The sequence below is a fragment of the Ruegeria sp. K5 genome, assembly GCF_056531805.1.
Window position 1 is genome coordinate 39,074 of sequence record NZ_JBQFML010000005.1, and the last position, 24,387, is coordinate 63,460.

20 protein-coding genes are annotated in these 24,387 nt (G+C 58.3%); 10 read left to right on the forward strand and 10 right to left on the reverse strand.

What is annotated here, in order from left to right:
- Window positions 1-5: 5 nt before the first annotated feature.
- From ACR0MO_RS14330 to ACR0MO_RS14360, 7 genes are all read left to right on the forward strand, one after another.
- The gene (locus tag ACR0MO_RS14330) at window positions 6-821 is read left to right on the forward strand and encodes a citryl-CoA lyase (protein ID WP_170623144.1); all 816 of its coding nucleotides are present in this window, start codon (window positions 6-8) and stop codon (window positions 819-821) included.
- Window positions 811-1,998 (forward strand): Gfo/Idh/MocA family protein, encoded by a 1,188-nt coding sequence (locus ACR0MO_RS14335; protein ID WP_480891959.1) that lies wholly within the window; start codon window positions 811-813, stop codon window positions 1,996-1,998. The genes ACR0MO_RS14330 and ACR0MO_RS14335 overlap by 11 nt, the downstream gene beginning before the upstream one ends.
- Window positions 1,988-2,662, forward strand: a complete 675-nt coding sequence (locus ACR0MO_RS14340; protein WP_480891962.1) for a hypothetical protein — start codon at window positions 1,988-1,990, stop codon at window positions 2,660-2,662. Before ACR0MO_RS14335 ends, ACR0MO_RS14340 begins: the two co-directional genes overlap by 11 nt.
- Window positions 2,655-3,845: a Gfo/Idh/MocA family protein gene (locus ACR0MO_RS14345; protein ID WP_170622707.1), complete on the forward strand. Its 1,191-nt coding sequence runs from the start codon at window positions 2,655-2,657 to the stop codon at window positions 3,843-3,845. The genes ACR0MO_RS14340 and ACR0MO_RS14345 overlap by 8 nt, the downstream gene beginning before the upstream one ends.
- A gap of 154 nt (window positions 3,846-3,999) precedes the next feature.
- Complete coding sequence (locus tag ACR0MO_RS14350) at window positions 4,000-4,914, forward strand: sugar phosphate isomerase/epimerase family protein (protein ID WP_480891964.1); 915 nt, start codon at window positions 4,000-4,002, stop codon at window positions 4,912-4,914.
- Window positions 4,895-6,304 carry an aldehyde dehydrogenase family protein gene (locus ACR0MO_RS14355; protein ID WP_480891967.1) on the forward strand — a complete coding sequence of 470 codons (1,410 nt, stop codon included), beginning with the start codon at window positions 4,895-4,897 and terminating at the stop codon, window positions 6,302-6,304. Before ACR0MO_RS14350 ends, ACR0MO_RS14355 begins: the two co-directional genes overlap by 20 nt.
- Window positions 6,301-8,085, forward strand: a complete 1,785-nt coding sequence (locus ACR0MO_RS14360; RefSeq protein ID WP_480891969.1) for a thiamine pyrophosphate-binding protein — start codon at window positions 6,301-6,303, stop codon at window positions 8,083-8,085. The genes ACR0MO_RS14355 and ACR0MO_RS14360 overlap by 4 nt, the downstream gene beginning before the upstream one ends.
- Before the next feature lie 165 nt (window positions 8,086-8,250).
- On the opposite strand, the gene ACR0MO_RS14365 is transcribed toward ACR0MO_RS14360, so the two are convergent.
- From ACR0MO_RS14365 to ACR0MO_RS14395, 7 genes are all read right to left on the reverse strand, one after another.
- Window positions 8,251-8,649 carry a RidA family protein gene (locus tag ACR0MO_RS14365; RefSeq protein ID WP_170452974.1) on the reverse strand — a complete coding sequence of 133 codons (399 nt, stop codon included), beginning with the start codon at window positions 8,647-8,649 and terminating at the stop codon, window positions 8,251-8,253.
- Entirely contained in the window at window positions 8,650-9,555 is a 906-nt protein-coding gene (locus tag ACR0MO_RS14370; RefSeq protein ID WP_480780113.1) for a sugar kinase, read from the reverse strand. It abuts the gene before it with no gap.
- Window positions 9,556-9,573: 18 nt separating this feature from the next.
- A complete protein-coding gene (locus tag ACR0MO_RS14375) occupies window positions 9,574-10,629 on the reverse strand; it encodes a D-TA family PLP-dependent enzyme (RefSeq protein ID WP_480780114.1) in 1,056 nt (351 codons plus the stop codon).
- The gene (locus ACR0MO_RS14380; RefSeq protein ID WP_170452969.1) at window positions 10,626-12,092 is read right to left on the reverse strand and encodes a M81 family metallopeptidase; all 1,467 of its coding nucleotides are present in this window, start codon (window positions 12,090-12,092) and stop codon (window positions 10,626-10,628) included. The genes ACR0MO_RS14375 and ACR0MO_RS14380 overlap by 4 nt, the downstream gene beginning before the upstream one ends.
- An 88-nt stretch (window positions 12,093-12,180) precedes the next feature.
- A complete protein-coding gene (locus tag ACR0MO_RS14385) occupies window positions 12,181-13,221 on the reverse strand; it encodes a TRAP transporter substrate-binding protein (RefSeq protein WP_170452967.1) in 1,041 nt (346 codons plus the stop codon).
- A gap of 36 nt (window positions 13,222-13,257) precedes the next feature.
- The gene (locus tag ACR0MO_RS14390; protein ID WP_170452965.1) at window positions 13,258-14,541 is read right to left on the reverse strand and encodes a TRAP transporter large permease; all 1,284 of its coding nucleotides are present in this window, start codon (window positions 14,539-14,541) and stop codon (window positions 13,258-13,260) included.
- Window positions 14,538-15,056, reverse strand: a complete 519-nt coding sequence (locus tag ACR0MO_RS14395; RefSeq protein WP_170521491.1) for a TRAP transporter small permease — start codon at window positions 15,054-15,056, stop codon at window positions 14,538-14,540. Before ACR0MO_RS14395 ends, ACR0MO_RS14390 begins: the two co-directional genes overlap by 4 nt.
- A gap of 170 nt (window positions 15,057-15,226) precedes the next feature.
- Between ACR0MO_RS14395 and ACR0MO_RS14400 the strand changes: the two genes are divergently transcribed.
- Window positions 15,227-16,180 carry a MurR/RpiR family transcriptional regulator gene (locus ACR0MO_RS14400; protein WP_170453151.1) on the forward strand — a complete coding sequence of 318 codons (954 nt, stop codon included), beginning with the start codon at window positions 15,227-15,229 and terminating at the stop codon, window positions 16,178-16,180.
- A gap of 350 nt (window positions 16,181-16,530) precedes the next feature.
- Here the strand turns inward: ACR0MO_RS14400 and ACR0MO_RS14405 are convergent, their stop codons facing one another.
- Window positions 16,531-17,442, reverse strand: coding sequence for a LysR family transcriptional regulator (locus ACR0MO_RS14405; RefSeq protein WP_170452961.1), 912 nt, complete (start codon window positions 17,440-17,442; stop codon window positions 16,531-16,533).
- Window positions 17,443-17,611: 169 nt separating this feature from the next.
- Here ACR0MO_RS14405 and ACR0MO_RS14410 point away from each other — a divergent pair, with 169 nt between their 5' ends.
- Both ACR0MO_RS14410 and ACR0MO_RS14415 read left to right on the forward strand, forming a co-directional pair.
- Window positions 17,612-19,279 carry a GMC family oxidoreductase gene (locus ACR0MO_RS14410; RefSeq protein WP_480891975.1) on the forward strand — a complete coding sequence of 556 codons (1,668 nt, stop codon included), beginning with the start codon at window positions 17,612-17,614 and terminating at the stop codon, window positions 19,277-19,279.
- Between the two features lie 41 nt (window positions 19,280-19,320).
- Window positions 19,321-21,831 (forward strand): CoA transferase, encoded by a 2,511-nt coding sequence (locus ACR0MO_RS14415; RefSeq protein WP_170452957.1) that lies wholly within the window; start codon window positions 19,321-19,323, stop codon window positions 21,829-21,831.
- 139 nt (window positions 21,832-21,970) lie between these two features.
- On the opposite strand, the gene ACR0MO_RS14420 is transcribed toward ACR0MO_RS14415, so the two are convergent.
- Both ACR0MO_RS14420 and ACR0MO_RS14425 read right to left on the reverse strand, forming a co-directional pair.
- The gene (locus ACR0MO_RS14420) at window positions 21,971-22,150 is read right to left on the reverse strand and encodes a hypothetical protein (RefSeq protein ID WP_170622725.1); all 180 of its coding nucleotides are present in this window, start codon (window positions 22,148-22,150) and stop codon (window positions 21,971-21,973) included.
- Window positions 22,151-22,548: 398 nt separating this feature from the next.
- A complete protein-coding gene (locus tag ACR0MO_RS14425; protein WP_170452953.1) occupies window positions 22,549-24,303 on the reverse strand; it encodes an amidohydrolase family protein in 1,755 nt (584 codons plus the stop codon).
- Between the last annotated feature and the right edge of the window lie 84 nt (window positions 24,304-24,387).

A 24,387-nucleotide genomic window follows, 5' to 3' on the forward strand; every position in this document is an offset into this window, starting at 1 on the left:
CACAGATGACAAATGATGAGCGCGCGGTCCGCGATTGGTGGCGAACCTCGATCATCGACATGAAACCCGGCCAGATCGCTTTTCGTGGCTATCCTATCGAGGACCTGATCGGGAACGTCTCGTTCCCGCAGATGATCTGGCTGATGGTGCGGGGCGATCTGCCCAGCGACGCGCAGGCGCGTTTGTTCGAGGCTGCATTGGTCGCAGGCGTGGATCACGGCCCACAGGCCCCGTCGATCGCGGCGGCGCGTATGGCTGCGACCTGCGGGGTTGGTCTCAACAACGCGATGGCGACTGCGGTGAACATGCTGGGCGATGTACATGGCGGGGCAGGGGAGCAATGCGCCGAGCTGTATTATGATATCGCCGCCCGCATGGATGCGGGGGCTGCATTGAATGACGCGGTTCGGGACGGTCTGGACAGCTGGCGCGAGACCTACGGCAAGATCGTATCGGGCTTTGGCCACAGATTTCACAAACCCGTCGATCCACGCGCCCCCCGGCTGATGCAGCTTGTTCGTGACGCGGCGGCAGAAGGCACAGTATCCGGCCGCTTTGCCGATATCGGAGAAGAGGTTCAGGCCGAGCTTGGTCGCCAACGCGGCGGTCGGCCCATCGCCATGAATATCGACGGTGCAACGGCGGTGATCTTTTGCGAACTTGGCTTTCCCGCGCCCCTGTCGCGAGGGCTGTTCTGCCTGTCCCGCTCGGTTGGAATACTCGCCCACGCCTGGGAACAGATGGGGCAGGGCGGGCGCAACAAAGGGCCCATGCCCCCGAATTACTTACCCTTCTACGAAGACAGGAATGATGACAATTGAGACATCGAAATCCTTCCGGGTCGGCCTTATCGGCTGTGGTCGTATCAGCGATATCTATCTAAAAACACTATCAAAATTTTCGAACGTCGAGGTCGTGGCCTGCGCCAGCCTCGATCCTTTGGAAAGCCGCGCCAAGGCGGATCAATACGGCATCTCCAGGGCCTGCACGCCAGATGACGTGTTCGAAGATCCAACGATTGACTGCGTTCTGAACCTGACAATACCAGCCGCCCATGCCGAAATCAGCCTGCGCGCGCTGGAGGCGGGCAAGCACGTCTATTCCGAGAAGCCACTGGTCATGAACCGAACGGATGGAAGGGCGATCCTGCACATGGCCTCGGAAAAGGGGCTGCTGGTCGGCTGCGCGCCCGACACGTTTCTGGGCGGTCGTTGGCAGACCGTTCGTCGGTTGATCGATGAAGGCGCGATTGGGAATCCAACAGGGGTTTTCGCCCATGTCGGTACCCACGGGACAGAACGCCACCATCCCAACCCGGATTTCTACTACAAGGCGGGTGGCGGGCCCTTGCTGGACCTTGGGCCATACTACCTGACTGCCATGATCTGTTGCCTTGGTCCCGTTGACCGCGTCGCAGGAATGGCGCGACGCACGTTCGACAAAAGGATGATCGAAAATGGCCCGCGCAACGGCGAATGGATGGATGTCGAGGTCGACACACACTCCCTGAGCCTGCTGCAGTTCTCATCCGGCGCAATCGGGTCGATGACCATGAGCTTCGACATCTGGGACAGCGAAGCGCCCCGGTTCGAGATTTATGGTGAAGACGGGACCATCAGCATCCCCGACCCTGACCCGGTTCATGGTGCCAATATCTTTCAAGGGGATGTCTGGCTGAAAACGCGGGAGACCTCGCGCTGGTCTCATCAGCCTCGTCCAACCGGTCGCGAAGACTGGCAGGTGGTCGACAACAAACACGGGTTTAACGAAGACAGCCGTGGCCTCGGCCTGTTGGATCTTGCCCTGGCGGCACAAGAAGGACGCCAACCCCGTGCAAGTGGTGCGCTGGCCTACCACGTGTTCGAGGTCATGGACGCGATTGAACGGGCACCGAAATTCGGTGCCTACCAGACAATAGAAAGCCGATGCGAAGCGCCTGCACCTCTGCCGTTCGATTTCCTGAACGATGAGAGGAAGGAGCTGGTCCATGCCGATTGAGACACTCGACTTTGCACAGCCATTCTTTCGCGTCCAGCACATCACTGATGAAGACAGAGTATCTGTCGAGGGTCGTGCCATTGTTCTGAACCTCGGGGGAAGGGACCTCGCGGTCGAGGATCAGACCGTTGCGCCGCTTTCGTCGGTGATCGTGCAGAACAGCACCGTCCAAAACGTGGAACGTGCGGTCATTGTTCATGGTTTCGACGACCAGGCCGATGACAATGCGCTGTTCGCATGGGTGAAGGATACATGGCCTTCAGCCTTTGATGTTCGCCAGGAAGAGCGTCTGCGCGGTGTCAGCCACTACATGTCGCCAAAGGTCTTCGTGGGTAACGTTGGACTGACCATGTACCACTCGGGCTCAGTTCCACTGAATGTCGGATTGCATAAGGATCATCCGTTCTGCCCGGTTCCGGGGTTTCGCGAAGTGCATACGCAAATCGTAGGCTTTGGCAAAATGCAGCAATGCCGCGAACGGGACGTTGAAACCCTTTATCTCGAAGAATTCATGGCCCCCGGCACGACGCACAAGCCGATGTATGACGCCGAAGGCAACTATCCCTGGCATCAGTACGAGACGATCACCCCCAGCATCTTCATGGCGGTTGAAATCCTGCCCGAAGGCGCACGGGCCCCGGACATGGAGGTTCAGAATGGCTGAGCGACTGCTACCCGAAACCCTGAATTTTGACGGTCCTTTCCCCCGCTTGTCTCGCCGTTTGCGGCTGGGCGTTGTTGGCGGTGGGCGTATCTCGGTCACGCAGGCAACGGCGGCCCGGATGACTGACCGGTGGGAGGTCGCCGCAGGTGCGCTCAGTTCTGACGCTGCGCGCAGCAAGGCGCGCGGGGCTGAGTGGTTCCTGCCAGCAGACAGGTGCTATGCGTCGTTCGACGAGATGGCGCAGGCCGAGGCGGCACGGCCTGATGGTGTGGACGCGGTGATGATCACCACCCCGAACCACGTTCATTTCGACGCGGCCAAAGCCTTTCTGGAGGTGGGTATTGACGTGCTGTGCGACAAGCCCCTGACCAATGAAGTCGCCGAGGCAGAGGGGCTTGAGGAGATCACCGCGCGCACGGGGCAGGTTTTTGCCGTCGGCTATGCGATGTCATGTTTTCCGGTCATCCGGCAGGCCAAACAAATCGTGGCCGAAGGCGGCATCGGCAAGATCAACCAGATCCATGTTGAGTTCATGCAAGACTGGATGACACCCGAAGATGTGGCCGATGCGCCTCATGTCAAATGGCGGCTGGACCCCAAGATTTCAGGTCCGACCAGCTGTGTCGGCGATATCGGCACCCACGCCGCGCATCTTGCCAGTTTTGTCTCGGGCCTGCCCATGACCGATCTGCGGGCCGAGTTCCATGTCTGCGGCGCGCCCAAGCCTTTGGAAGACACGGTATTCATGTTCACCCGCTATCAAAACGAGGTTCCGGGAACCTTGATGGCAACGCGCCTTGCCCCCGGAAACCGGGGCGGGTTGCGGTTGCGGGTCTTCGGCAGCGAAGGGGGCTTGGAGTGGGACCTTGAGAACTCGGAACGGCTGAAGTTCAATCGGTTTGGTGAGCCGGACCGTATCCTCAGTCGAGGTCACGGGCACGGCATCGGCCCCGGTGCGGAACGTCTGGTCCGGACCGCGCGTGGCTTCCCCGAAGGGATTATCGAAGCCTGGGCCAACCTTTATACGGAATTTGCCATAGCCGTGGCCGCGCGCCGGGATGGTGTCGCGATTCCGGCCAATTGGCTTACTTACCCCAGTGTTGAACAAGGCGCGGATGGTGTCCGATTCATTGATGCCTCTGTGCGCTCTCACCAGTCCGGAGGCGATTGGGTCACCATCTAAAGCCCTGCCAGCACTAAGGTCAAACACGCCCGGGCCGTTGTCCGGGCGTTTTCATTTTCTACTCAGCATTAAAAGTTGATATTTTTAAAAATATCAGATATTTTTTACTACGTGTGATGAATTTTAGATTCGCAGACACGTGGAGCTGTCATTCATGGTGAAACCCGAAGAGGCTGGCGCAAGCCCCTCTCTCTATTCCTTGGCGCATCTGACGCTGATTGGCTGTACGCCGCCCGAGCTGGTCTATATCGCCGCGCGGGCCGGGTACGATGCCGTCAGCCCCCGGTTCATTCCGATGCATGTGCCCGGTGAATTCACTCAATCCCCGATCGACAAGGCGCAGGTGCAGGCCACCAAAACAGCGCTTGCGACCACTGGCTTAAAGGTTCTGGATATCGAGATTGCGCGTATCACCGAAGATGTTGACCCACGCAGTTTTGAGCCTTCTCTGGAGATCGGCGGGGAACTGGGCGCCAAGCGCATGATCATGAGCGCGTGGACCAACACCCGCGATGATCGTGACTTTCTGATCGACGTCTATTCCGAGACCTGCGAACTGGCGGCTCCGTACGGGCTAACAGTGGACCTTGAGTTTCCAAGCTTCTCCCGCCTGCGCACCTTGGATGAGGCGCTGGATATTGTCCGCGCTTCGGACCAACCGAACGGCGGTATTCTGGTCGATACGCTCTATCTGCACCTCAGCCGTGTGGATTTGGGAGAGCTCTTGCACGTCCCCTCAGACCTGTTTCACTTCCTGCATATCTCAGACTGCCTGCCCGGCATCGCCGATACGCGCGAGGGCATGATCCAGCTGGCCCGTGATGCGCGGCTTTATCCCGGAGAGGGATGGATCGATTTCACCGGCATCATCGAACGGATGCCACCCGTAGACTATTCCATCGAACTGCCCAACCAAAGCCGCGTTGCCGAGTTGGGATATGAAGAACACGCGCGTCGCTGTCTCAGCCACGCCAAGCGAACATTCGGTGCGGCGCGGTCACAGCGCCGTATGCCCGTTGCAGCCATTCTAAAACACCAAGAGGATCACCATGGGCAAAGAGCTCACTGAAAACGACCGCAACATGGCGGGTGATATGCTGGCACGCGCCCACGCTGCCATGGCCGAGATCAAGGATTGGGATCAAGACCGGCTGGACCGCCTGTCTCAGGCCATTGCGTGGTATGCGGGGAATGAGAAGACCTTTACCCGTCTGGCCCAGCAAGGCGTGGACGAAAGCGGTATCGGAGATCGCGAAGGGCGTCCTGCAAAGCGGTTCAAGATTCACATGGTTTTGCGCGATGTCCTGCGCACGCCGTCGACCGGGATCGTCGAAGTCGACGAAGAAAAAGGGCTGGTGAAATACGCCAAACCCGCCGGTGTGATCGCATCCCTGATCCCGATGACCAACCCGGCGATGACACCGCCGGTAACTGGCGTGTCCGCCGCCAACGCCCGGAATGCGGTTATCTTCAGCCCGCACCCGCGAACCGCCCACACCACCTATGAAATGGTCGAAGTCATGCGTGCTGCTTGCCGTGCCGCCGGTGCCCCCGAGGATTTGTTTCAATCCATTCGCAAACCGTCGATCCCATTGACGCAACATCTGATGGAGATTTGCGACCTGACGCTGGCGACAGGTGGCAAGCCCATGGTCAAAGCGGCGTATAGTTCCGGACGTCCGGCCTATGGCGTTGGCGCGGGCAATTCGTCCATCGTCATCGATGAGACAGCCGATCTGGATATCGCCGCGCAGAATACGCGTATTTCAAAGACGTCCGACTTTGGCTCGGGATGTTCAGCCGACGGTAACATCATCATCCAGCGCTCGGTCTACGACGATATGGTCAAAGCGCTTGAAGCCGAAGGCGGGTATCTGTGTTCGGACGAAGAGAAGGCCATGCTCGAAGCAGCCATGTGGGACGAAAAGGGCAACCGCACGTTCCCGACCATCGCCTGTCCGCCGCAGCAAACGGCCAAAGTTGCCGGGTTCTCGATCCCCGAAGATCGCAAGTTTCTGATGGTCGAAAATCAGGGGCAAATCGGGCCGCAGCACAAGTTCTCTAAGGAGAAACTGACAACTCTGATGGCGCTTTACCATTTCGACACGTTCGATGATGCGCTGGATACAGTCCGCCAGATCTACAACACCGGGGGCAAGGGCCATTCCTGCGGCATCTACAGCCACAATGACGATCACATCGACCGGCTCGCGCGTCTGGCTCCGGTCAGCCGCATGATGGTGCGGCAGCCTCAGTCCAAGGCCAACGCCGGTGCATGGACCAACGGTATGCCCATGACCAGCAGCCTTGGTTGCGGCATCTGGGGCGGCAACATCACCAATGAAAACGTCACCATGAAACATATGATGAATTACACCTGGGTCAGCCGTCCGATCCCCGAGGATCGCCCCTCGGAGCCGGACCTGTTCGGTGAGTTCTACGGGCAGGAGGTCGCATGATGGACGGAGCGAAACTGGACGGCAAAACCGTCGCCGAACATATCGTTGATTTCCTCGAACGCCGTGACGTCAAGCATGTGTTCGGGCTTTGTGGCCACACGAACATCGCGGTTTTGGCCGCGTTGGCCGAAAGCCCGATTGATTTCGTCACGGTGCGCCATGAACAAATCGCCAGCCACGCGGCGGATGCATATGCCCGCGTGACGGGCAAGGCCTCGGTGGTTTTGTCACACCTCTCCCCAGGTTTGACAAACTGTGCCACCGGGGTCGCCAATGCCGCGCTGGACTGTATCCCGATGGTTGTGATCGCAGGCGACATTCCCACGCATTACTACGGCAAGCATCCGCATCAGGAGGTGAACCTGCACGCAGACGCCGCCCAGTGGGAGATCTATCGCCCCTTCGTCAAACGTGCCTGGCGGGTGGATCGCGCGGACCTGATGGCCGAAATCTTGGAAAAGGCGTTCCATCTGGCTGAAAGCGGCCAGCCCGGGCCGGTGCTGGTCAATGTGCCGATGGACATCTTCTCCGAGGTGATCCCCTCGGACAGTTTCGACCGTATCCGCGACAACACGCGCGCGCTCAAGAAACCGTCGATTGACGATGAAACAGCGCGAGAGACTGTCGAAGCACTGGCGAAGGCCGAAAACCCGGTCGCTTATGTCGGCGGCGGTATCCTGTTGGCACAGGCTAGCGAGGAGTTGCGCGAGTTTGTTGAACATATGGGCCTGCCCGTCGCGCATTCCCTGATGGGCAAGGGCGCATTGCGGGACGACCATCCGCTGGTGCTGGGTATGACCGGGTTTTGGGGCACCGAGTTGGTGAACCAGTCCTGCCTGAATGCGGATTACATCTTTGCCGTAGGAACAAGGTTCAAAGAGGCTGATTGTTCCAGTTGGTACCCCGGTTATACGTTCAACATTCCCGGCTCAAAGGTCATTCATATCGACATCGAACCGCAGGAAATCGGCCGCAACTATCCCACCGAGATCGGCGTCGTCGCAGATGCCAAAGCCGCGCTGCGCGTTCTGACCCGCGTTGCCCGCGAGATGTATCCCGACGGCTTCAACCGTCCCGCGCTGGAACAGAAGATCGCTGACTTCCGAACGGAGTTCAAAGCGTGCAACTTGGACATGGTGACCTCAACAGCCTTTCCGATGATGCCCGAACGTATTCTGGCGGATACGCGCAAGGCCCTGCCCGAGGATGCCATTATCACCACGGATGTTGGGTGGAATAAAAACGGGGTAGGGCAACAATTCGATATTCTGAGCCCCGGTTCGATCCTGACGCCGGGCGGGTTCGCGACGATGGGCTTTGGCCCCCCGGGCGCGATCGGCGCGAAACTGGCAGCACCCGATCGCGTGGTGATCAGCCTGGTTGGCGATGGTGGATTTGGTCAGAACCCTTCGATGCTGGCGACGGCTGTTGAGCTTGATCTGGGCATCATCTGGCTGGTGATGAACAACAACGCCTTCGGCACCATCGCAGGTCTGCAAAAGGCGCATTACGGTCTGACCTATGGCACAACCTTCCCCGGATCAGCTGCCGCACCCGCCAACGGACCGGGCTATGCCGAGATTGCGAGGGCCTATGGTGCGGAAGGGCATAGGCTGAGCGCCGCTGATGAGTTGTTGCCCGCGTTGGAAGCAGCAATCGCCAGCGGCAAGCCAACCGTGCTCGACGTGCCAATGATCAACAACCCGACGCCAACGACCGGGCACTGGAACATCTTGGACATATACTCGCCTGACAAAGACGTGTCGCACGTCGCGACTTGACGAAACTGGGCGCGCTCAGACGCGCCCAGTCTCTTGTGCCAATGCTCATCCATGTTTGGCGAAATTTTAATCGCTTTTGCGATTGCAAGTGCATCTTCAAGTTTGACGCCAAAGTAGCGAAGGTATTGTGAACGTCGGCTTCCTGCAATCTGGCCCGTCTACGGATCACCCAACCGGCTTATAAACAACCGCGTCGATCTCGACTTTGGCGTCGACCATGATTTGCGAGCGGACAGTGGATCGGGCGGGGCCGCCATTGGGGAAATAGCTCGCGTAGACCTTGTTGAAGGTCCAGAAGTCACGTGGATCGTCCAGCCAGACGCCGACCTTGGCGATGTCCTCCAGCGTACAATCGGCAAGTGCCAGAGCGGCGATCAGGTTTTCCATGGTTCTTCGGGTTTGCGCCTCGATGCCGCCGGGTTCGATTTCGCCGTTTTCCTGCATCGCGACCTGGCCCGAGATGAACACGAAGTCCCCGGCCCGGACTGCGGGCGCAAAGGGTAGTGGCTGGCCGCCTGCTCCGGTTCTGTCATCGCCCAGGCGTTGGATTGTTTTCTCAGACATTCAGGTTATTCCTTCTGTTAACTCATCTGGGTAGGGGATGGGGGCGACGGCGCCAAAGCCCGTGGTCGACAGTGCGGCGCCGCGGTTGGCAAGCTCGGCGGATGTCAGCGCGTTCTGGGTGCGCAGGTAGGTGGACAGGAAAATGCCGTTGAAACAGTCACCGGCTCCGGTGGCGTCTACGGCATCGACCTTGAACCCGGGCAAGCTGTGGATGCCGTCACCTTGCGACAGCGCGACGCCGTCCGACCCCAGCGTGAGGGCCACGATTTCAGCCCCTAGATCATGGTAGAAACCGATGATGTCTGCGGGGCTGTGAAGACCCGTCAATTGCCGTGCGTCGTCCAGTCCGGGTAACGCGATCCGGCAGTTTCGCATTGCGTCATGCGTGACCGCGCGCGCCTGTTCCAGCGGCCACAGGGCTGTGCGCAGATTGGGATCGATGGCAACCGGGACGCCAGCGGCGCGCGCGGTGCGGATGGCGTGCTGCGTTGCCGCGCGCAGCTCGTTGCTCACCCCGAGACTGATGCCGGAGGTATAGAACATCCCGGCATTTGCGATGGCTTCCTCGGGCACGTCGCGCGGGGTCATCCGGCTCGCGGCAGAACCCTTTCGGCGATAGACGAACCAGTGTCCGCCTTCGTCGTGGAAGACAAAGTACATACCGGTCTCACCATCAGGGACCTGCGCCACATGGGTATGATCCACCCCTTCGCGTGACCATAAATCCTTTAGTTGCTCGCCAAAGTGATCAGCCCCAACGCTTGAGATCAGTGCGCTTTTAGTACCCTGCCGGGCCGCCGCCACCGCCACGTTCGAGACATCGCCACCAAAGCCGCTTTGGAACGTGCCGTCCGGTTGGGCGTTCAGTTCAAACAGGGGCTCGCCCAGACAGATCAGGTCACTCATCGCGCCGTCCCCAACGCATCACTGCACTTTCCCCCGTGCGACGACCGGCAAAGGACCAAGGTGGCTGTTGCCGCGAACGGATTCGACCTGATCCACCATATTGGTCACCACGCAGGCGTGGTTCGGGATGATCCAAAGGCGGTCGCCAACCTTGAGGTTGATCTTGTCGGCTTTCAAAACGCCGTGCTCTTCGGACAGGCCCTGAACCAGAATGTCTGGTCGGCCCAAAACATATCCGTGCCCCTCCAACCCCAGCAGATCGGATGTCAGCACTTTGGACCCGGCATCGATCACGGCGCGGTCAGGCGCAGGAACCGAGATCACAGTGGTCAGAACGCTCAGGGCGCACTCATCCCAAGTACAAATACCCCGCGCCTGCAACGAGCGGTCGTTGTAGACATAGGTGCCGATCCGGTATTCGGTCGCAACCGGTACGTCCTGCGCCCGCCACATTCCCGGAGAGCCGCCGTTCGAGATCACGCTGACCGTCAGCCCCGCCTGTTCGATCCGGGTTTTTGCGGTGCTGAGCCAGTCCTGAACCGCGCCTTCCTGCCCAACCGGCGGATAGGTCATGAGACCTCGGAACGTCAGGCCGGGCTTGTTCTCGATGTAACGGGCCAGTTCACACGCCTGCGCGGGCGAGGTCACGCCGCAGCGTGCGGCACCCGTGTCGCATTCCACCAGCACGCCCAATGGCTTGGAGGTATCCGCGAAAAACCGCGACAGCCCGTCTACCGTTTCCGTGTTGTCGGCCACAACGGTTAGGCGCGTCTTCTCAGCCAGCGCGCGCAGGCGGGACAGTTTCGTGTCACCGAGGATGTTGTAGGTGATCAGCACGTCGTCAATGCCACCCTCACTAATCATCGCTTCGGCCTCGGTGACCTTCTGGCAGGTGATGCCAATGGCCCCGGCCTGCATTTGCCGATTGGCCAGCAAGGGAAGCTTATGCGTTTTGATATGGGGCCGCACGGCCAGCCCGTATTTCGCGCAATGGGCCTGAAAGCGGTCGATATTGGCCTCGGCGATGTCCAGATCGATCAGAACCGCCGGAGTGTCGATTTCGGGAAAGATCATTCTGCGGCCTCCTTGTGGGGGTCTTCGACAATCGGCCAGATCGCGCGTGTCAGATTTTTGTAGGGCGTCTTGGTCGGATCGTTCGGATAGGGGCCTTCGACGGCGGCATAGATGATTTCACTTGCGACGTCGGAAAACGCGCCGTGGAAATGGTTTGTCGATTTCACCACCAGCACCTTCTTTTGCGAGATGTCGATACCCAGATTGGTGAACAGATCGGGCGAAAATGCCTGACTGCGGTTCGAATTCAGAACCACCTGAATCCCGCCCAGTTGAATGACTGAACAATCGCCCATCGGAACAACGGATGCGCCAAAGCTTTGCACTGCGTTACGCTGGTTGCGCAGGACCTTGACCGTGGCGTCGATTGGGTTGCCCGCTAGAGCGGAGGTTTTGCCGCCAAAGCGCAGGTCAAATTCCGCGCCTTCCCCGGCAGCGTGACACAGGCGTACGGCCATCGGGTCCCAGATCGTGCCAAATGCAATCGAGGTCATATTGCGCGCGATGGCCTGTTCGAGGATCAGGGTTGAATCGCCTGCCACGCCGCCGCCGGGGTTGTCCCAGACATCGGCCACAACAACGGGCCCGCGTGGGGCCTGTGCCGCTTTGGACAAGGCCTCGGCAGGGGTTAGGTAGTCTGGCTTGGTCTGGCCCCGAAAGGAAAACAGCTCTGCCCCCAGATTGCGGGCGATGCGATCTGCCTTGGACGGGTCATTGTCGGTCAGCACGATGATCTTGGCCCCCAAATCCGGCGAGTCCCCGGCCATGAAGCCATGAATGACCGAGGCCGACAGAACCTCGCCTTCGGTCTCCATCTGCTTGATCCGGTCCACGAAACTGCGCATGGGTTCCTGACTGGTCGGCAGGACATCCAGCATCCGGACATCGTAAACCGAAATGACGGGCCGGATATCGCTCTTGATCGCGCGCAGGGTCAGGTCGACGCAGGTTTCGCCCGCTTCGACAAAATCGGTGTGGGGAAATTCCTTGAACACGGTGATGACATCCGCATTGTCGACCCGTTTCCGGCTGAGATGGCTGTGCGGGTCGAAACTGGCTCCGATGACCGTATCCGGCCCGACAATATCCCGAATGGCTTCGATCAGCACACCTTCGCAATCCAGACACCCTTCGGCGATCATCGCGCCATGCAGCCCCAGAACGACCCCGTCCAAGGGCAGCGCGGCTTTGACCTGATCCAGCACTTCCTGCTTTAGCCGCTGCCATGTTTCCTTGTTCAGCAAACCGCCGGGCTCGGCCCAGGTGGCGGTGCCTTCGATCAGCTCCAGCCCACCGGATTGCGCCCGTTTCCGCAACGCCGGGAACACGGCACTGCACAGGGTTGGCGTCTCGGGGTGTTGGCCGGGTGGTGCGTAAAAGCTCTGCTCAAAATCCGAGAAATCCGTGCGCAGGGGAGAAAACGTATTTGTTTCGGTCGCAACGGACGCACAAAAGACGCGCATGTTCATTCCAATTCGCTGGTGAGGTCGGAGGCCGTATCGCGGCCCCCGACATAAGGTGCTGCCGGTTGTCTCCGGCAGTCTGGGAGGATCAGTCGAGATACGAGGCGCTGTTGGCGCCATCGACCGCAGCCTTGAAGCTGGTCAGCAGTTCATTGGCCTTGTCGTCGAGATTTTCCTGAACATGCGCCTCGAACGCGGGCTGCGTTGCTGCGGCCATCGCGGCGCGCTGTTCGTCATTCAGCGCGGTCACCTGAATCTGGTCCATCAGCCCCGCAAGCCCGCGGTCCGACGCTTCGATGATGCGCGACAGGCCACGGCTGGCGGTGACGCAGTTTTCGGCGGCGGTGCGGATCGTGGCCTGTTCAGCCTCGGACAGGCTTTCAAAGAACGCGCGGTTGATCATGAAAGTATAGGGCGAGAACAGGTGGTTGGTCAGTGTCAGGTATTGCTGCACCTCGGCGAAGTTGGCGAAAGAGATGATCGGAACCGGGTTCATTTGTCCGTCGATCACGCCGGTCTGAAGCCCGGAATAGACCTCGCCCCAGGACAGCGGATAAGCCTCGGCCCCCAGCGCCTGCACGATCTTCTGGTGTGACGGCAGGGTCATGGTGCGGATACGGATGCCGTCGAAATCCTTCAGGTCCGCGATCGGCCGTTGCGAGTTGGTGACGGCAAAGAAACCTCCGGTATCCGGGAAACCCAGCACGACAACATCGCCCAGTTCGGCCTCTATATCGGCGGCCAGAGCTTCGCCGAATTCGCCATCGAACACCTCATAGGTCGCGGCATTGCCGTTGAAGGCAAACGGCAGGTTCAGCACATCGATGCGCGGGTAGTAACTGGCCAACGCACCGGTCGAGGTCAGCGTCGCCTGAATGATCCCGTCGCGCACCTGCTGCACATGCTCGGCTGCCGATCCCAGCTGGTTCGAGCCGAAGACCTCAACCGACACGCTGCCATTGGTGCCCGAGGTCACAAGGTTTGAAAACACCGCCGTACAGGCATGTGCCGGGTTTTCAAACGGGTCGGTCTTGTTGTCATGGCCGAACTTGATGACACCACCTTCGGCCAGCGCCGTGCTGGCCATCATGGTCGCTGTCATCGCGACGGTTGTGAGCAGTTTTTTCATGTTATTTCTCCTGTTGGTTTGGTTTTGATGAGTTCGTCACTGGGCAAAGCCCAACATCCGGGGCAGCCACAGGGCCGCGTCTTCCCAGAAGGCAAAGACAAAGAGGATGCCAATTTCCGCGATCAGAAACGGGAAGAGTTTCAGCGATATCCGTTCCAGCCGTTCACCCGTCACCGAGGACAACACGAACAGGCAGGCCCCCACAGGTGGCGTCATCAGCGAGATATTCAGGGCCAGCACGAAAATGATCCCGGCATGGATCGGCTCGAGCCCGACCTGCTGTGTCAGCGGCACCAGAACCGGGGCAAGGATGATCAGGATCGCGGTGATATCCATCACCATGCCGACGATCAGCAACAGCCCGATGATGATGGCGATGACGGCATACCGGTTGTCGGACAGGCCCAGAACGGTTTCGGCGATCAGTTGCGGGATGCGCTCAAAGCTCATCCACCAGCCCAGAATGCCCGCGAAGGCGATAATGACAAAGATCACACCGGTGATACGCGCCGTGCGCACCAGCATCCGGTAGAAGCCTTTGAACGTCAGCGTCCGGTAAACAAAGATACCGATGAACAGCGCATAGGCGACAGCGATCGAGGCCGCTTCGGTTGGTGTAACGATACCGCCCAATATGCCGCCCAGAATGATCACCGGCATCGCCAGAGCGGTCAGCGAAGATACGAAAGTCTCCCAGACCTCGCGCGGGGTGGCACCGCGCAGGGCTTTGGGCAGGTTTTCGCGCTTGCCGCCGATGGCGATGACGGCCATGCACACAAGGCAGATGACCAGACCCGGCAAGACCCCGGCAGCGAACAGACCGGCAATCGACACACCCATCAGCGAGCCATAGACCACCATCAGCCCCGAGGGCGGAATGGTCGGGCCAATGATCGACCCCGCCGCCGTGACGGCACAGGCATAGTCGCGCCTGTAACCCTCTTTCACCATGGCAGGCACCAGCGTCCGGCCAAAGGCTGCCGCGTCCGCCGTGGCCGAGCCTGTCAGACCCGCGAAGAACACCGATGCCAGCATGTTCGTGTGCGCCAGCCCGCCGCGAAACCGACCCACCAGAACCTGCGCCAGCTTTACAAGGCGGCTGGTGATCCCGATGTCGTTCATGATCTCGCCCGCCAGAATGAAAAAGGGCATGGCGAGAAAGGGAAAGATGTTGAGCCCATTGAAGACCTTGCTTGGCCCGATGGCCAGAAACTGGGTGCCGCCCATATCGATCAGGCCAACGACTCCGGCCAGACCGATAGCGAACCCGATGGGCATTCCAAACAGGATGAGGGCGACGAATGTGACGGCGACAATCACGACATATCCTCCACCTCATGGGGAAAAGGTGGTTCGTCGATCTGAGCGCCCAGATCCCTAAACAGGACCAGCACCAGTTGCACCGCCGACAAGGCCGCCGCCACGGGAATGGCTGCATAGAACGGGGCAAGGCTTGCGCCGAAGATCATGGCCTGCCTCGGCGCTCCGCTTTGGGCAAAGCTGATGCCGAACCAGGCGACATACAGGAACAGGGCCAGCGCCAGAATGTCCATCACGATCAACAAAAGGCGTCGAACCGGGCGCGGCAGCACCATGACAAACGCCGTAAGCCCGATGTGATCGCGCCGCGCGATCCCCGAGGACACCGCCAGCAGCGACGCCCAGATCATCAGGTACCGCGCCAACACCTCGGGCCACGGCAATTGCCAGTGAAAGTAATAGCGGTCGATGACACCCAGCCAGACATCCAGAACCAGGGCCAGCATCAGCGCGGCAACGATCCCCTCGATGACAGAGTTTATCCGCGCGCTTGCGTCGGCAAACCAGTTGGACATTCGCATCCCTCCCAAGATCGCGAATCTGTAACTGAGTTTCAGTTTGCGTGGGAATCGACGTCAAATCAACGAAAAAATGTTACTGAGTTACGACATTTTGCTATACATTCCCCAATTTCCCGGCATTTCTTGTTTGCTCACAAGAAATTGTGTAACTAAGTTTCATGAAAATGCAGAAAGGCCAAACCGTGCCGAACGACGACCAACCCTCCGGCCAGAACGAATTCCCGCCCCACAAAGGGCGCTCGGGCGCTGTGGATTTGATCTCGGCCCTGCACAGCGGTCAGATCAAGCTGGCCGTTCAGGAACAAAAGGTCGCGGACTATGTCAAAGAGCACCTGAACGACATCAGCGCCATGGCGATTGGCGATCTGGCCGAGCAATGCGCGGTCAGCAAGCCAACGGTCGTCCGGTTCTGCCGCAGCCTTGGCTGCGAAGGGTTTCGGGACTTCAAACTGCGTCTGGCGCAGAACATCGCGGTCAGCGCGCAATACCTGTTTGGCAATCCCGGCAACGCAGGATCGGACGCGGATACCGCCATAGATCAGGTGCTTGGTGCCATGTTCACAACCATGGAGACCATGCGCCGTCAGGTCGATACAAACGCATTGGAAGCGGCCCGAGACGCCTGTCTGGACAAGCGCCAGATCCTGTTTTCCGGCATCGGCGGCGGGTCATCCTTTGTTGCGCAGGAAGCGTCCAACCGGTTTTTCCGGCTGGGCATCCCGTCCTTTTTCACCAATGACAGCTATGTCCTGCAAATGCGAGCCGCGTCTCTGCGGGCCGAGGATGTGCTTTTTCTAGTCTCAGCCAGCGGCGAAGCGGACGCAATCGTAGCCGCGGCCGAAGTCGCCAACGGTTATGGGGCAACAACGATCTGCATCACCCGGCCAAATACGCGACTGGCCAATACCTCAAAGATCGCCCTGCTGACCGACCTGCCGGAAGACAGCGACATCTACAAACCAACCGCGTCCCGATACGCCCATCTTGCAATCGTCGATGCACTAGCAATGACCGTGGCGCAAGAGATGACGGACGAGACCAAAGAGAACCTGCGGAGGATCAGGGCATCCCTCACCGCTTATCATGGACGAACAGGCCCGCAGCCGCTGGGGGATTGATCCAGCGTGGAACAGTACCACGTTCTTCCGTTTGTGTTTAAGGCGCTGACTTCCCCCACGGGCGACCCTAATAGACTGCACCTTGTCCTAAGCTGCGCCTGCTTGCCGCACCACCATTGTTGAATAGCGTTGCCTCGCCCCATTCCCACGTTCGCTACGCGGTAGCCTACCGAGAACAGGCGGCTTCGCCGTCTGAACAGAAAGTCAGCGTAGGTGCTGGATGAAAGACGTGAGGCGAAAATGGCGAGGTGTTACCTTTTTTGCGACTAAAAGGTCTTTCATCTGATCAGGGCGGTTCGATAACCGCCACAGCTTCAACGTCAGTCATTGTGCCGCTTCTGAAAACCAGATCACCAGGATCGGTGCAGCAGGTCGAATGTCTCAGCTATCATCGGGCTATCCTTGTGCCGTTCCAACGCCACGAAACACAGGCAAGCAGGAACTGACACGGAATTGCAGACAGCAAGTCCGAAGGATTGTTTTTGATGGAGCGCGATGGAGTCGCGGCAGAGGCTCAGGCCAATGCCGGATCTTACCATTTCAAGCATCGAAGCTTCTTGATCCACCAAGGCGACCACGTTCGGGCGGCTGTCCTGACTTTCGAAAACCTTGGCCAGAAGGCGATGGTGGACAGAGGCTTCGGGGGTGCCAATCCAAGGCAGGGCTGCAAGCGAAGACCAGTCGGAGCTTTCCACCTGCTTCTGCCAACCAGCAGGCCCGATCACGCGATAGGTGAAATCGGCCAGCTTTATGGCGTGCACCGGATCGCCTCCGTCCAACTCGATGCTGGAAAGGTCATCGGGTCCACACAGGTAGAACCCCGCATCGACCCGACCCCGCCTGAGCCATGTCAGGATGTCTCCGCTGACCCCATGTACCAGTTCGGTTTCGATGCCCGGATGCTCGGCGCGCAGATGTGCCAACAGACGGCCCAACCGAATGAACTCCGGGTCGACGATCGTGCCGATTGTCAGTTTTCCACTCAGGCGACCGACGCGCTGGCGGGCGCTGCGGTGGAAGTCACTGACTGCATCGAGAACTCTTTGCGCCTTCGCTAGGACCGCCGCTCCGTCATGGGTAATCTGCAACCCGGTCGGCGTTCGGTTGAACAGCGTAAGCCCCGTCTCTTCACCAAGACGCTTGATCTGATGGCTGATGGCCGGTTGGGTCAGGTTCAACACCTCGGCTGCGCGTGAAACGCTGCCTTCACGAGCCACCGTCACAAAGGCCAGAATGGTGTTAATGTTCGAAAACCGGTCCATATAAAATTTACTAATATGGCATTGTGCGAATTGTCATTAGCTTTTTCTGTAAGCGCGCTTCAGAAATCATCAAAACCGGCTTGCCTTAGGTCACCACGAACCAAGACGGTTCATCGCTCCGCCTGCGGCACAGTTGGCAATGAAACGACAGAACAGGTGGAAGACGAACATGTCTGACGGCGCTAACAGGTTCGACTATATCGTGATTGGTGGCGGATCAGCCGGATGCCTGATGGCCAACAGGCTGAGTGCTGACCCGAAGAACCGGGTATTGCTGCTTGAGGCGGGCAAGCCCGATACCTATCCGTGGATACACATCCCGGTTGGCTATCTCTACTGCATTGGCAACCCGCGCGCAGACTGGATGTACAAGACCCAGCCAGCCAAAGGTTTGAACGGACGCAGCCTGCTTTACCCGCGCGGGAAGACGCTCGGCGGGTGCTCCTCGATCAACGGGATGATCTATATGCGGGGCCAAGCCCGCGACTATGACAACTGGGCCAAGCTTACCGGTGAAGAGGCCTGGAGTTGGGAAAACTCGCTGGCCGACTTTAAGGCTCATGAGAACCACTACAAGCTGGACGATGGCGCCGACCCGCACACCGGCGACAACAGCCGGTTTTCCGACCTGCATGGACATGGCGGTGAATGGCGGGTCGAAAAACAGCGTCTGCGCTGGGATGTTCTGGACAGTTTTGCCGATGCTGCGGTCGAAAACGGCATTCCAAAGACCGATGATTTCAACGCAGGCGACAATGCCGGGGTGGGCTATTTCGACGTCAACCAGCGCGCGGGGTGGCGATGGAATACCTCCAAGGCGTTTCTGCGCCCCGCCAAGTCGCGTCAGAACCTGACAATATGGACCGAGGCGCAGGTCGAGAAGCTGACCTTTGAAAAAGGCGAAGACGGTCGATTGCATTGCACCGGAGCGGTCGTTCACCACAAAGGACAACCCATTGCGGTTGCGACCTCAAAAGAGGTGGTCCTGTCGGCTGGTGCCGTGAACTCACCGCAAATCCTGCAACTGTCGGGGATTGGTCCGGCGGCCCTTTTAAAAGAGCATGGGATAGATGTGGTGATGGATGCGCCCTATGTGGGCGAAAATCTGCAGGATCACCTGCAAATCCGTGCGGTTTACAAGGTCAAGGGCACCAAGACGCTGAACACCTTGGCCAATTCCCTTGTAGGTAAGGCCAAGATCGGTCTGGAATATGTGCTGAAACGCTCGGGCCCGATGAGCATGTCGCCCAGCCAGTTGGGTGCTTTCACCCGTTCGGATCCGACGCGCCCGCACGCCAATCTCGAATACCATGTCCAGCCGCTGAGCCTTGAGGCGTTTGGTGAAGACCTGCATGATTTCCCCGCTATCACCGTCAGTGTTTGCAACCTGAACCCGACCAGCCGTGGGCATGTCCGCATCGCGTCTTCGGATTTCCGTCAGCCGCCCCAGATCACGCCCAATTATCTGGACACAGACGAAGATCGGAAAGTGGCCGCCCAAAGCCTGCGGCAGGTGCGCGAAATCATGGCTCAGCCCGCTATGGAAGCTTACGAGCCAGAAGAATTCAAACCGGGCATCCAATATCAAACCGATGAGGAACTGGCCCGGTTGGCAGGCGACATTGCCAGCACGATCTTTCACCCAGTTGGTACGATCAAGATGGGCCGCGAGGACGATGAAACCGCCGTTCTCGATCCGCATCTGCGCATGAAGGGCGTGGCCGGCCTGCGCGTGGTCGATGCCTCTGTCATGCCAGGGATCACAAGTGGCAACACCAACTCACCCACGATCATGATCGCAGAAAAGGCCGCAGGCTGGATGCTGGCGGGCCAATAAGACACGTCGACATGCGGGTATAAGAGTTTCCGGGAGGACCCATGCGCAATTCGTTTTCCAATCTTCCGCTAACCGGCGTGAAGGTCGTCGATTTCGGTCAGTACATCGCGGGCCCTGCTGTTGCGATGTTGCTGGGCGATCTGGGCGCAACCGTGGTTCATATCGACCCACCTGACGGCCCGATGTGGGACAGCCCGGCTAATGCTGCTCTGAACCGAAACAAGGTGATCGTAAATCTGGACCTCAAGACACCAGAGGGGTTGGACAGGGCCAAGACGCTCTGCGCCGAGGCCGATATCATCGTCGAGAACTTCCGCCCCGGGAAACTGGCCGCGCTTGGAATAGACTTTGCGGCAATGCGTGACGAAAGGCCCGAGCTGATCACGATCTCAATCCCCGGTTTTGCCTCGAACGACGAAGAACGGCGCGAGTTGCGTGCCTATGAAAGCATCGTCGCGGCAAGTTCCGGCGTGTTTACCGACATGGGGCTGAATCGGGTTTTGATGGGGCTGAACCCGTCATTTTCTCCTCTGCCGCTTGCCTCGGCTTACGCGTCGCAGATCGCGGCTTCTGCCACGGTGTTGGCTCTGCAGTCCCGTCAGGTGACTGGCCTTGGCGACCAGATCGAAGTTCCCTTGGCAGCCGCCGTGATGGAGGGGCTCTGCTACAACTCGATCAAGGTTGAAAACATGCCCGAGCGCTATCTGACCCAGCGCGAGGTCGAGATTGAACGCCGGCGCATCGAAGGCCTGCCGATGAATGTTACATATGAAGATCTGCAGGAGTTGCTGGACCCGTTCTTCCGAAGCTACATGTGCAAGGACGGGCGCATGTTCTATGTGGTCTGCCCCAGCCATAAGAACCACGCCCGCCGCTGTCTGGAAGTGCTCGGCATTTATGACGAGTTGGTCGCGGACGGGCTGACGTCAGAAGAAGACACCTACAAACCATGGTCGGAATGGGAACACGACACCTCGCTGGGTGTCTATCCGATGCCGAAGTTCTGGGCCGACAAGATCGCCGCGCGGATGAAAGAGGTCTTCATGACCCGCACATCGCACGAGTGGAAGAAAATGTTCGGCCGTGGGCTGATCCCCGGCGCGCCGCAGCGCTGGCTGCAGGAATGGATTCACGACGAATATGCCGAGACCTCGGGGCTGATGATCGACGTTCACGACCCGATCTACGGGGACATGACGCAACCTGGCCCGGTGGTTTGGATGGAAGAAAGCGGTGAAGAGGCATTGCAGCCCGAGCCCCGCCGATGGGTCGACTTCGACGAAGCGCTGAAACTATTGCAGAAACACCGCACCGAGATCCCAGCCCCTTCTGACACAGCCGCCAGGGAAGGCTGGCTGTCCGGCGTGCGTGTTCTGGACCTGTGCAATGTGATCGCGGGCCCGCATTCGGCCAGCTATCTGGCACGCTTCGGGGCCGAGGTGATCAAGCTCGACCCATCGGTGCCGATGTATGACAGTTGGAACACCGTCATCTATGGCATGTCGCAGATGCGCGGCAAACGCTCTGTTCTGGCCGATATCACCTCACATCACGGACGCCGGGTATTCGAAGACCTTGTGAAGTCTGTCGATGTCATCGTTTGGAACGCACCCGACAATCAGATCAGGAAAATGGGTCTTGATGCTGACAGCCTGCGCAAGCTCAACCCGGATGCGCTGTTCTGCAAGCTCGATTGTTTCAGCGGTGTCCGCCGGGGCACGCGGACCGATTACATCGGCTATGACGATCTGGTTCAGGCGACAACCGGCATCATGCTGCGCTTTGGTGGTGCCATGGACCGACCAGAGGAGCACGCCCATGTGGGCACGATCGACGTTATGTGCGGATTTGGTGGCGCGCTTGGCGTAGCGGCAGCCCTTTATCAAAAATACCGCTTCGGTCGGATTGGGCGCGGGCGCACCTCGCTCAGTTCCAATAGCGGCCTTTTGCAGATCCCCTTTGCTTTTGATTACAAGGGCCGTGGGCTATTTGACGAGCCATCAGGCCCCGAGGCAAATGGCTATGATGCATTGACCCGGTTCTATAGCACCGCATCAGGTCGCTACGTCCTGCTCAGCGCCTACGAAGCCGACCTACCGAGGTTCCGCAAAGTCGAAGGCTTGGAGGATTTGCCTGATCTGCCAGAAGAAGACCGCGCCGCCTATCTGGCGACGGCTTTCCAATCCCTGCCTGCGTCGGATTGGGTGGAAAAGCTGCGCGCCGCCGATATCGGCGTGGCAATCTGCGAAAACCTTGACGCCTTGCGGGCGAGGAATTCACGCGTGGCGGATGGCACACCGGGCACCGAAAACGGCAGCTACTCTTTCTCGATTTATCCCGATCACCCCAGCGGGCATGAAGTCACACAGCTTGATCCCTACGCGGTGCGCCCAACCCGTGCAAAGGTTTTTGCCGTCGAGCCATCCGAGAAGTTCGGTACTTCAACCCGCACGATCCTCGGTGAAATTGGCTATTCGAGCGAGGCCATCGAAGTGATGATCAAATCCCGCGATGTCGCCGAGTCTTGGAGTGAGGAATACCTGCCGAGCTAGGTGAATACCCGGGTCGATTGTCGCTGGGAGTAGAGGCAAGTCCATTTTGCAATTGGTGGCCTATTTCGGACCCTAGGCTTGCACTCCAAATGCCGCGTTTGCAGTCCGTATTGCCGCCGTTCGCTTTATCTTTCCTTTCCTATCGGCGGAAATTGGTCCGGAGTGCAGCCTTTACCGCCATCAGGGTGACACCGACCTGTCGGGATTCCTGCCGCAGGCTTGAAGCCGTGCGATGTGCCTTCAGATAGGTTGCATCGATCATGATAGCCTTGTGATCGGAAAGCTCGGCGGTCAGCCCTTCCATGATCCGGGCAAACACACCCTGTTTTCAGCGGCGCTCTGACCAATGGCGTTTGCCACTTACTTTCAACGCTCACAGCGGTCGTGAAGTGTATGTGGCGGGCGGAGCGTCCGACCATCTCCTGCCGTTGCGACTGAAGAAGATAACCCCCGCACCATGTGCCTTTCATCCATGCATGGCTTGCCATGACCCTTGGGAAGTATAGACTCAATCTAGCCATCTGCTCGTCGGTCAACCAAAGCAAGTTGCTCATCTCGCCTCCTGAAGTTCAGAGTTTTGATAATCTCGGCGCGTCGAGGGCAACCAAATCAATGGGTCCAGATCCCAGCGAACTGGCAAAACGCCGCGACGAAAACACTGTGGAAACAGGCTTGACCAATCATTTTCGACATCGACAAAGATCCACGGCTGGACAGTCAAGTTTTAGTTGACTGACTAAAGCTCGATATTCGCTCGAAGCTCAGGCCATGTCGCGCATAGTATTCACGCAGGCGTTCGTAGGCTTTCCTGCCTGGGCGCAAACCCAAAAAATCCAACGCATTTTTCTGGAAGAAACGGTGCTTTTGCGCTTCGTCAAATCCGGCGGCATCAAGTAATGCGTTCATTCTGTCCGGATACCGCGCGTAGCGTGGCGTTCGGCTTAGAGCAGCGAAGTCACTGCCATACATTAACCGGTTACAGTCTTCGTCATAGTCATCGACGAAATCGCGTAAACCTCTGGCATATTTACTTAAGTTGTTCTTCCAAAGCAGGATGTCCCCTAAATCAGAGATATCGGCATAAACAGCTCGATCAGGAAGATTCATTGTCTTCCCAAACTCATGTGTCCATTTTGGAAGCTCCCCTTTTTTATTCGGCTTAAGTCCAACATTGTGCGCAAGACAAATTCGAAGTTTCGAAAACTCATGCTTTTTGAGTACTGGCCGCCAGTATTTTGGATTAGCCCGTTTGCCCAGCCCATCGGCCGGAGCCTGACTGTTCCATGCATGGGTCAAGATTGGTACGTCATTTTCGTCATTGACGCACCACCTGTAGAGCTCCTCGAGCGATTTATCTAACTCTTTGTGAAACTGTCGAAATTCTTTGATCGCGCGGCACGGGTATAGATCAAATTTACCGTTTTCCAATGGCTTGAACCCCATTGCCGGATAAATCTTCACGCCGACAAAACCGAGACAATCAATAGCCCATTGCACCATGCCCAACGCAGAAAGCTGCTGCGCGCTTTCCCGAGTGTGATTATCCCCTTTCGAATGTTCTGAGCGTCCTTTTTGTCTATCCCGTGCCTGACGCCAAGGATCAAAAGGGACCATACAGTGAAACGGCGTGTCAAATCGCTTTTGCTGCAACTTATCCATAAGAATAAGCTGATCGATCAGTTTTGAACGCTGGTCGTCACGCACATCGCCCCTGTAGGTGTTTCTGCGCACAGGTAGATTGCACTCCTGTCCTGGCTCCCCAGCCAGCCAGGCCTTCATGTCGATAAGCGCCGGAGTGAACAATCCTACACGTGCTTCGCCACCATAGATCCGGTTCATTTCTTTTATCAGAAACGACCGGTTTTGGCGCATGTGTCGCACAAACACTAAAGGTGCAAAGAGAACGGAACGGCTTCGCATCGCGCGGCGCGCAGCTGTCCTCGAGTTATACTCGGAACCGTCAGGCGTCAGTTTGAGATCCTTGACGATCATATCGCGCAAGGGTTGGGCGTCGACGCCATATAACTGCGATGCCACGGTTGGTCGGTTGAGAAAGAAATCCAATGTTTTTGCCAAATCATCTTCAAACTCCTCGTCCGACTTAGCCCTTGCTGTTGCCTCTAACCCTTCATCGCTGAGCAATTCTAGCTCTTCTCTGGCAGTGGTGGCCTTTCCAAAAATGAGGTTTACGTAGAAAGCCACCAATGGGTCATAAATCTTTTTCTTCACCCCTACGGGGTGCCCGAATTCTTCATCGTGACCTAGCAGCACATAGTAGACGAAACCCCAAGCCGGCATGTCGGACGCGTTCCAAACATGGCAGTGGGGGTCGATTGCTCGAATCGGCAGTTGCCTAGTGGAAGCGCGTGGCGGCCAGACCGTGCAACCGCTGAGCAAAAGTTGCGCTGCGACGCCCTTCATGAACAGCCTGCGACCGGTCCCTGGTGAGAGTTTCTTGGTTTGGTCGGCCATCTTTTACTCCGGTCTTGTCCCGCCGGGAGTTTTTGGCCCCTCGGCACCGTTGTCCTGCTGGTTGCAGCAAGAAGGAATGCTGCT

What these genes read in the sequence shown, in the direction of transcription:
- ACR0MO_RS14330 (WP_170623144.1), top strand. Translation starts at nt 6, where the DNA reads ATGACAAATGATGAGCGCGCGGTCCGCGATTGGTGGCGAACCTCGATC.
- ACR0MO_RS14335 (WP_480891959.1), top strand. Translation starts at nt 811, where the DNA reads ATGACAATTGAGACATCGAAATCCTTCCGGGTCGGCCTTATCGGCTGT.
- ACR0MO_RS14340 (WP_480891962.1), top strand. Translation starts at nt 1,988, where the DNA reads ATGCCGATTGAGACACTCGACTTTGCACAGCCATTCTTTCGCGTCCAG.
- ACR0MO_RS14345 (WP_170622707.1), top strand. Translation starts at nt 2,655, where the DNA reads ATGGCTGAGCGACTGCTACCCGAAACCCTGAATTTTGACGGTCCTTTC.
- ACR0MO_RS14350 (WP_480891964.1), top strand. Translation starts at nt 4,000, where the DNA reads ATGGTGAAACCCGAAGAGGCTGGCGCAAGCCCCTCTCTCTATTCCTTG.
- ACR0MO_RS14355 (WP_480891967.1), top strand. Translation starts at nt 4,895, where the DNA reads ATGGGCAAAGAGCTCACTGAAAACGACCGCAACATGGCGGGTGATATG.
- ACR0MO_RS14360 (WP_480891969.1), top strand. Translation starts at nt 6,301, where the DNA reads ATGATGGACGGAGCGAAACTGGACGGCAAAACCGTCGCCGAACATATC.
- ACR0MO_RS14365 (WP_170452974.1), bottom strand. Translation starts at nt 8,649, where the DNA reads ATGTCTGAGAAAACAATCCAACGCCTGGGCGATGACAGAACCGGAGCA.
- ACR0MO_RS14370 (WP_480780113.1), bottom strand. Translation starts at nt 9,555, where the DNA reads ATGAGTGACCTGATCTGTCTGGGCGAGCCCCTGTTTGAACTGAACGCC.
- ACR0MO_RS14375 (WP_480780114.1), bottom strand. Translation starts at nt 10,629, where the DNA reads ATGATCTTTCCCGAAATCGACACTCCGGCGGTTCTGATCGATCTGGAC.
- ACR0MO_RS14380 (WP_170452969.1), bottom strand. Translation starts at nt 12,092, where the DNA reads ATGCGCGTCTTTTGTGCGTCCGTTGCGACCGAAACAAATACGTTTTCT.
- ACR0MO_RS14385 (WP_170452967.1), bottom strand. Translation starts at nt 13,221, where the DNA reads ATGAAAAAACTGCTCACAACCGTCGCGATGACAGCGACCATGATGGCC.
- ACR0MO_RS14395 (WP_170521491.1), bottom strand. Translation starts at nt 15,056, where the DNA reads ATGTCCAACTGGTTTGCCGACGCAAGCGCGCGGATAAACTCTGTCATC.
- ACR0MO_RS14400 (WP_170453151.1), top strand. Translation starts at nt 15,227, where the DNA reads ATGCAGAAAGGCCAAACCGTGCCGAACGACGACCAACCCTCCGGCCAG.
- ACR0MO_RS14405 (WP_170452961.1), bottom strand. Translation starts at nt 17,442, where the DNA reads ATGGACCGGTTTTCGAACATTAACACCATTCTGGCCTTTGTGACGGTG.
- ACR0MO_RS14410 (WP_480891975.1), top strand. Translation starts at nt 17,612, where the DNA reads ATGTCTGACGGCGCTAACAGGTTCGACTATATCGTGATTGGTGGCGGA.
- ACR0MO_RS14415 (WP_170452957.1), top strand. Translation starts at nt 19,321, where the DNA reads ATGCGCAATTCGTTTTCCAATCTTCCGCTAACCGGCGTGAAGGTCGTC.
- ACR0MO_RS14425 (WP_170452953.1), bottom strand. Translation starts at nt 24,303, where the DNA reads ATGGCCGACCAAACCAAGAAACTCTCACCAGGGACCGGTCGCAGGCTG.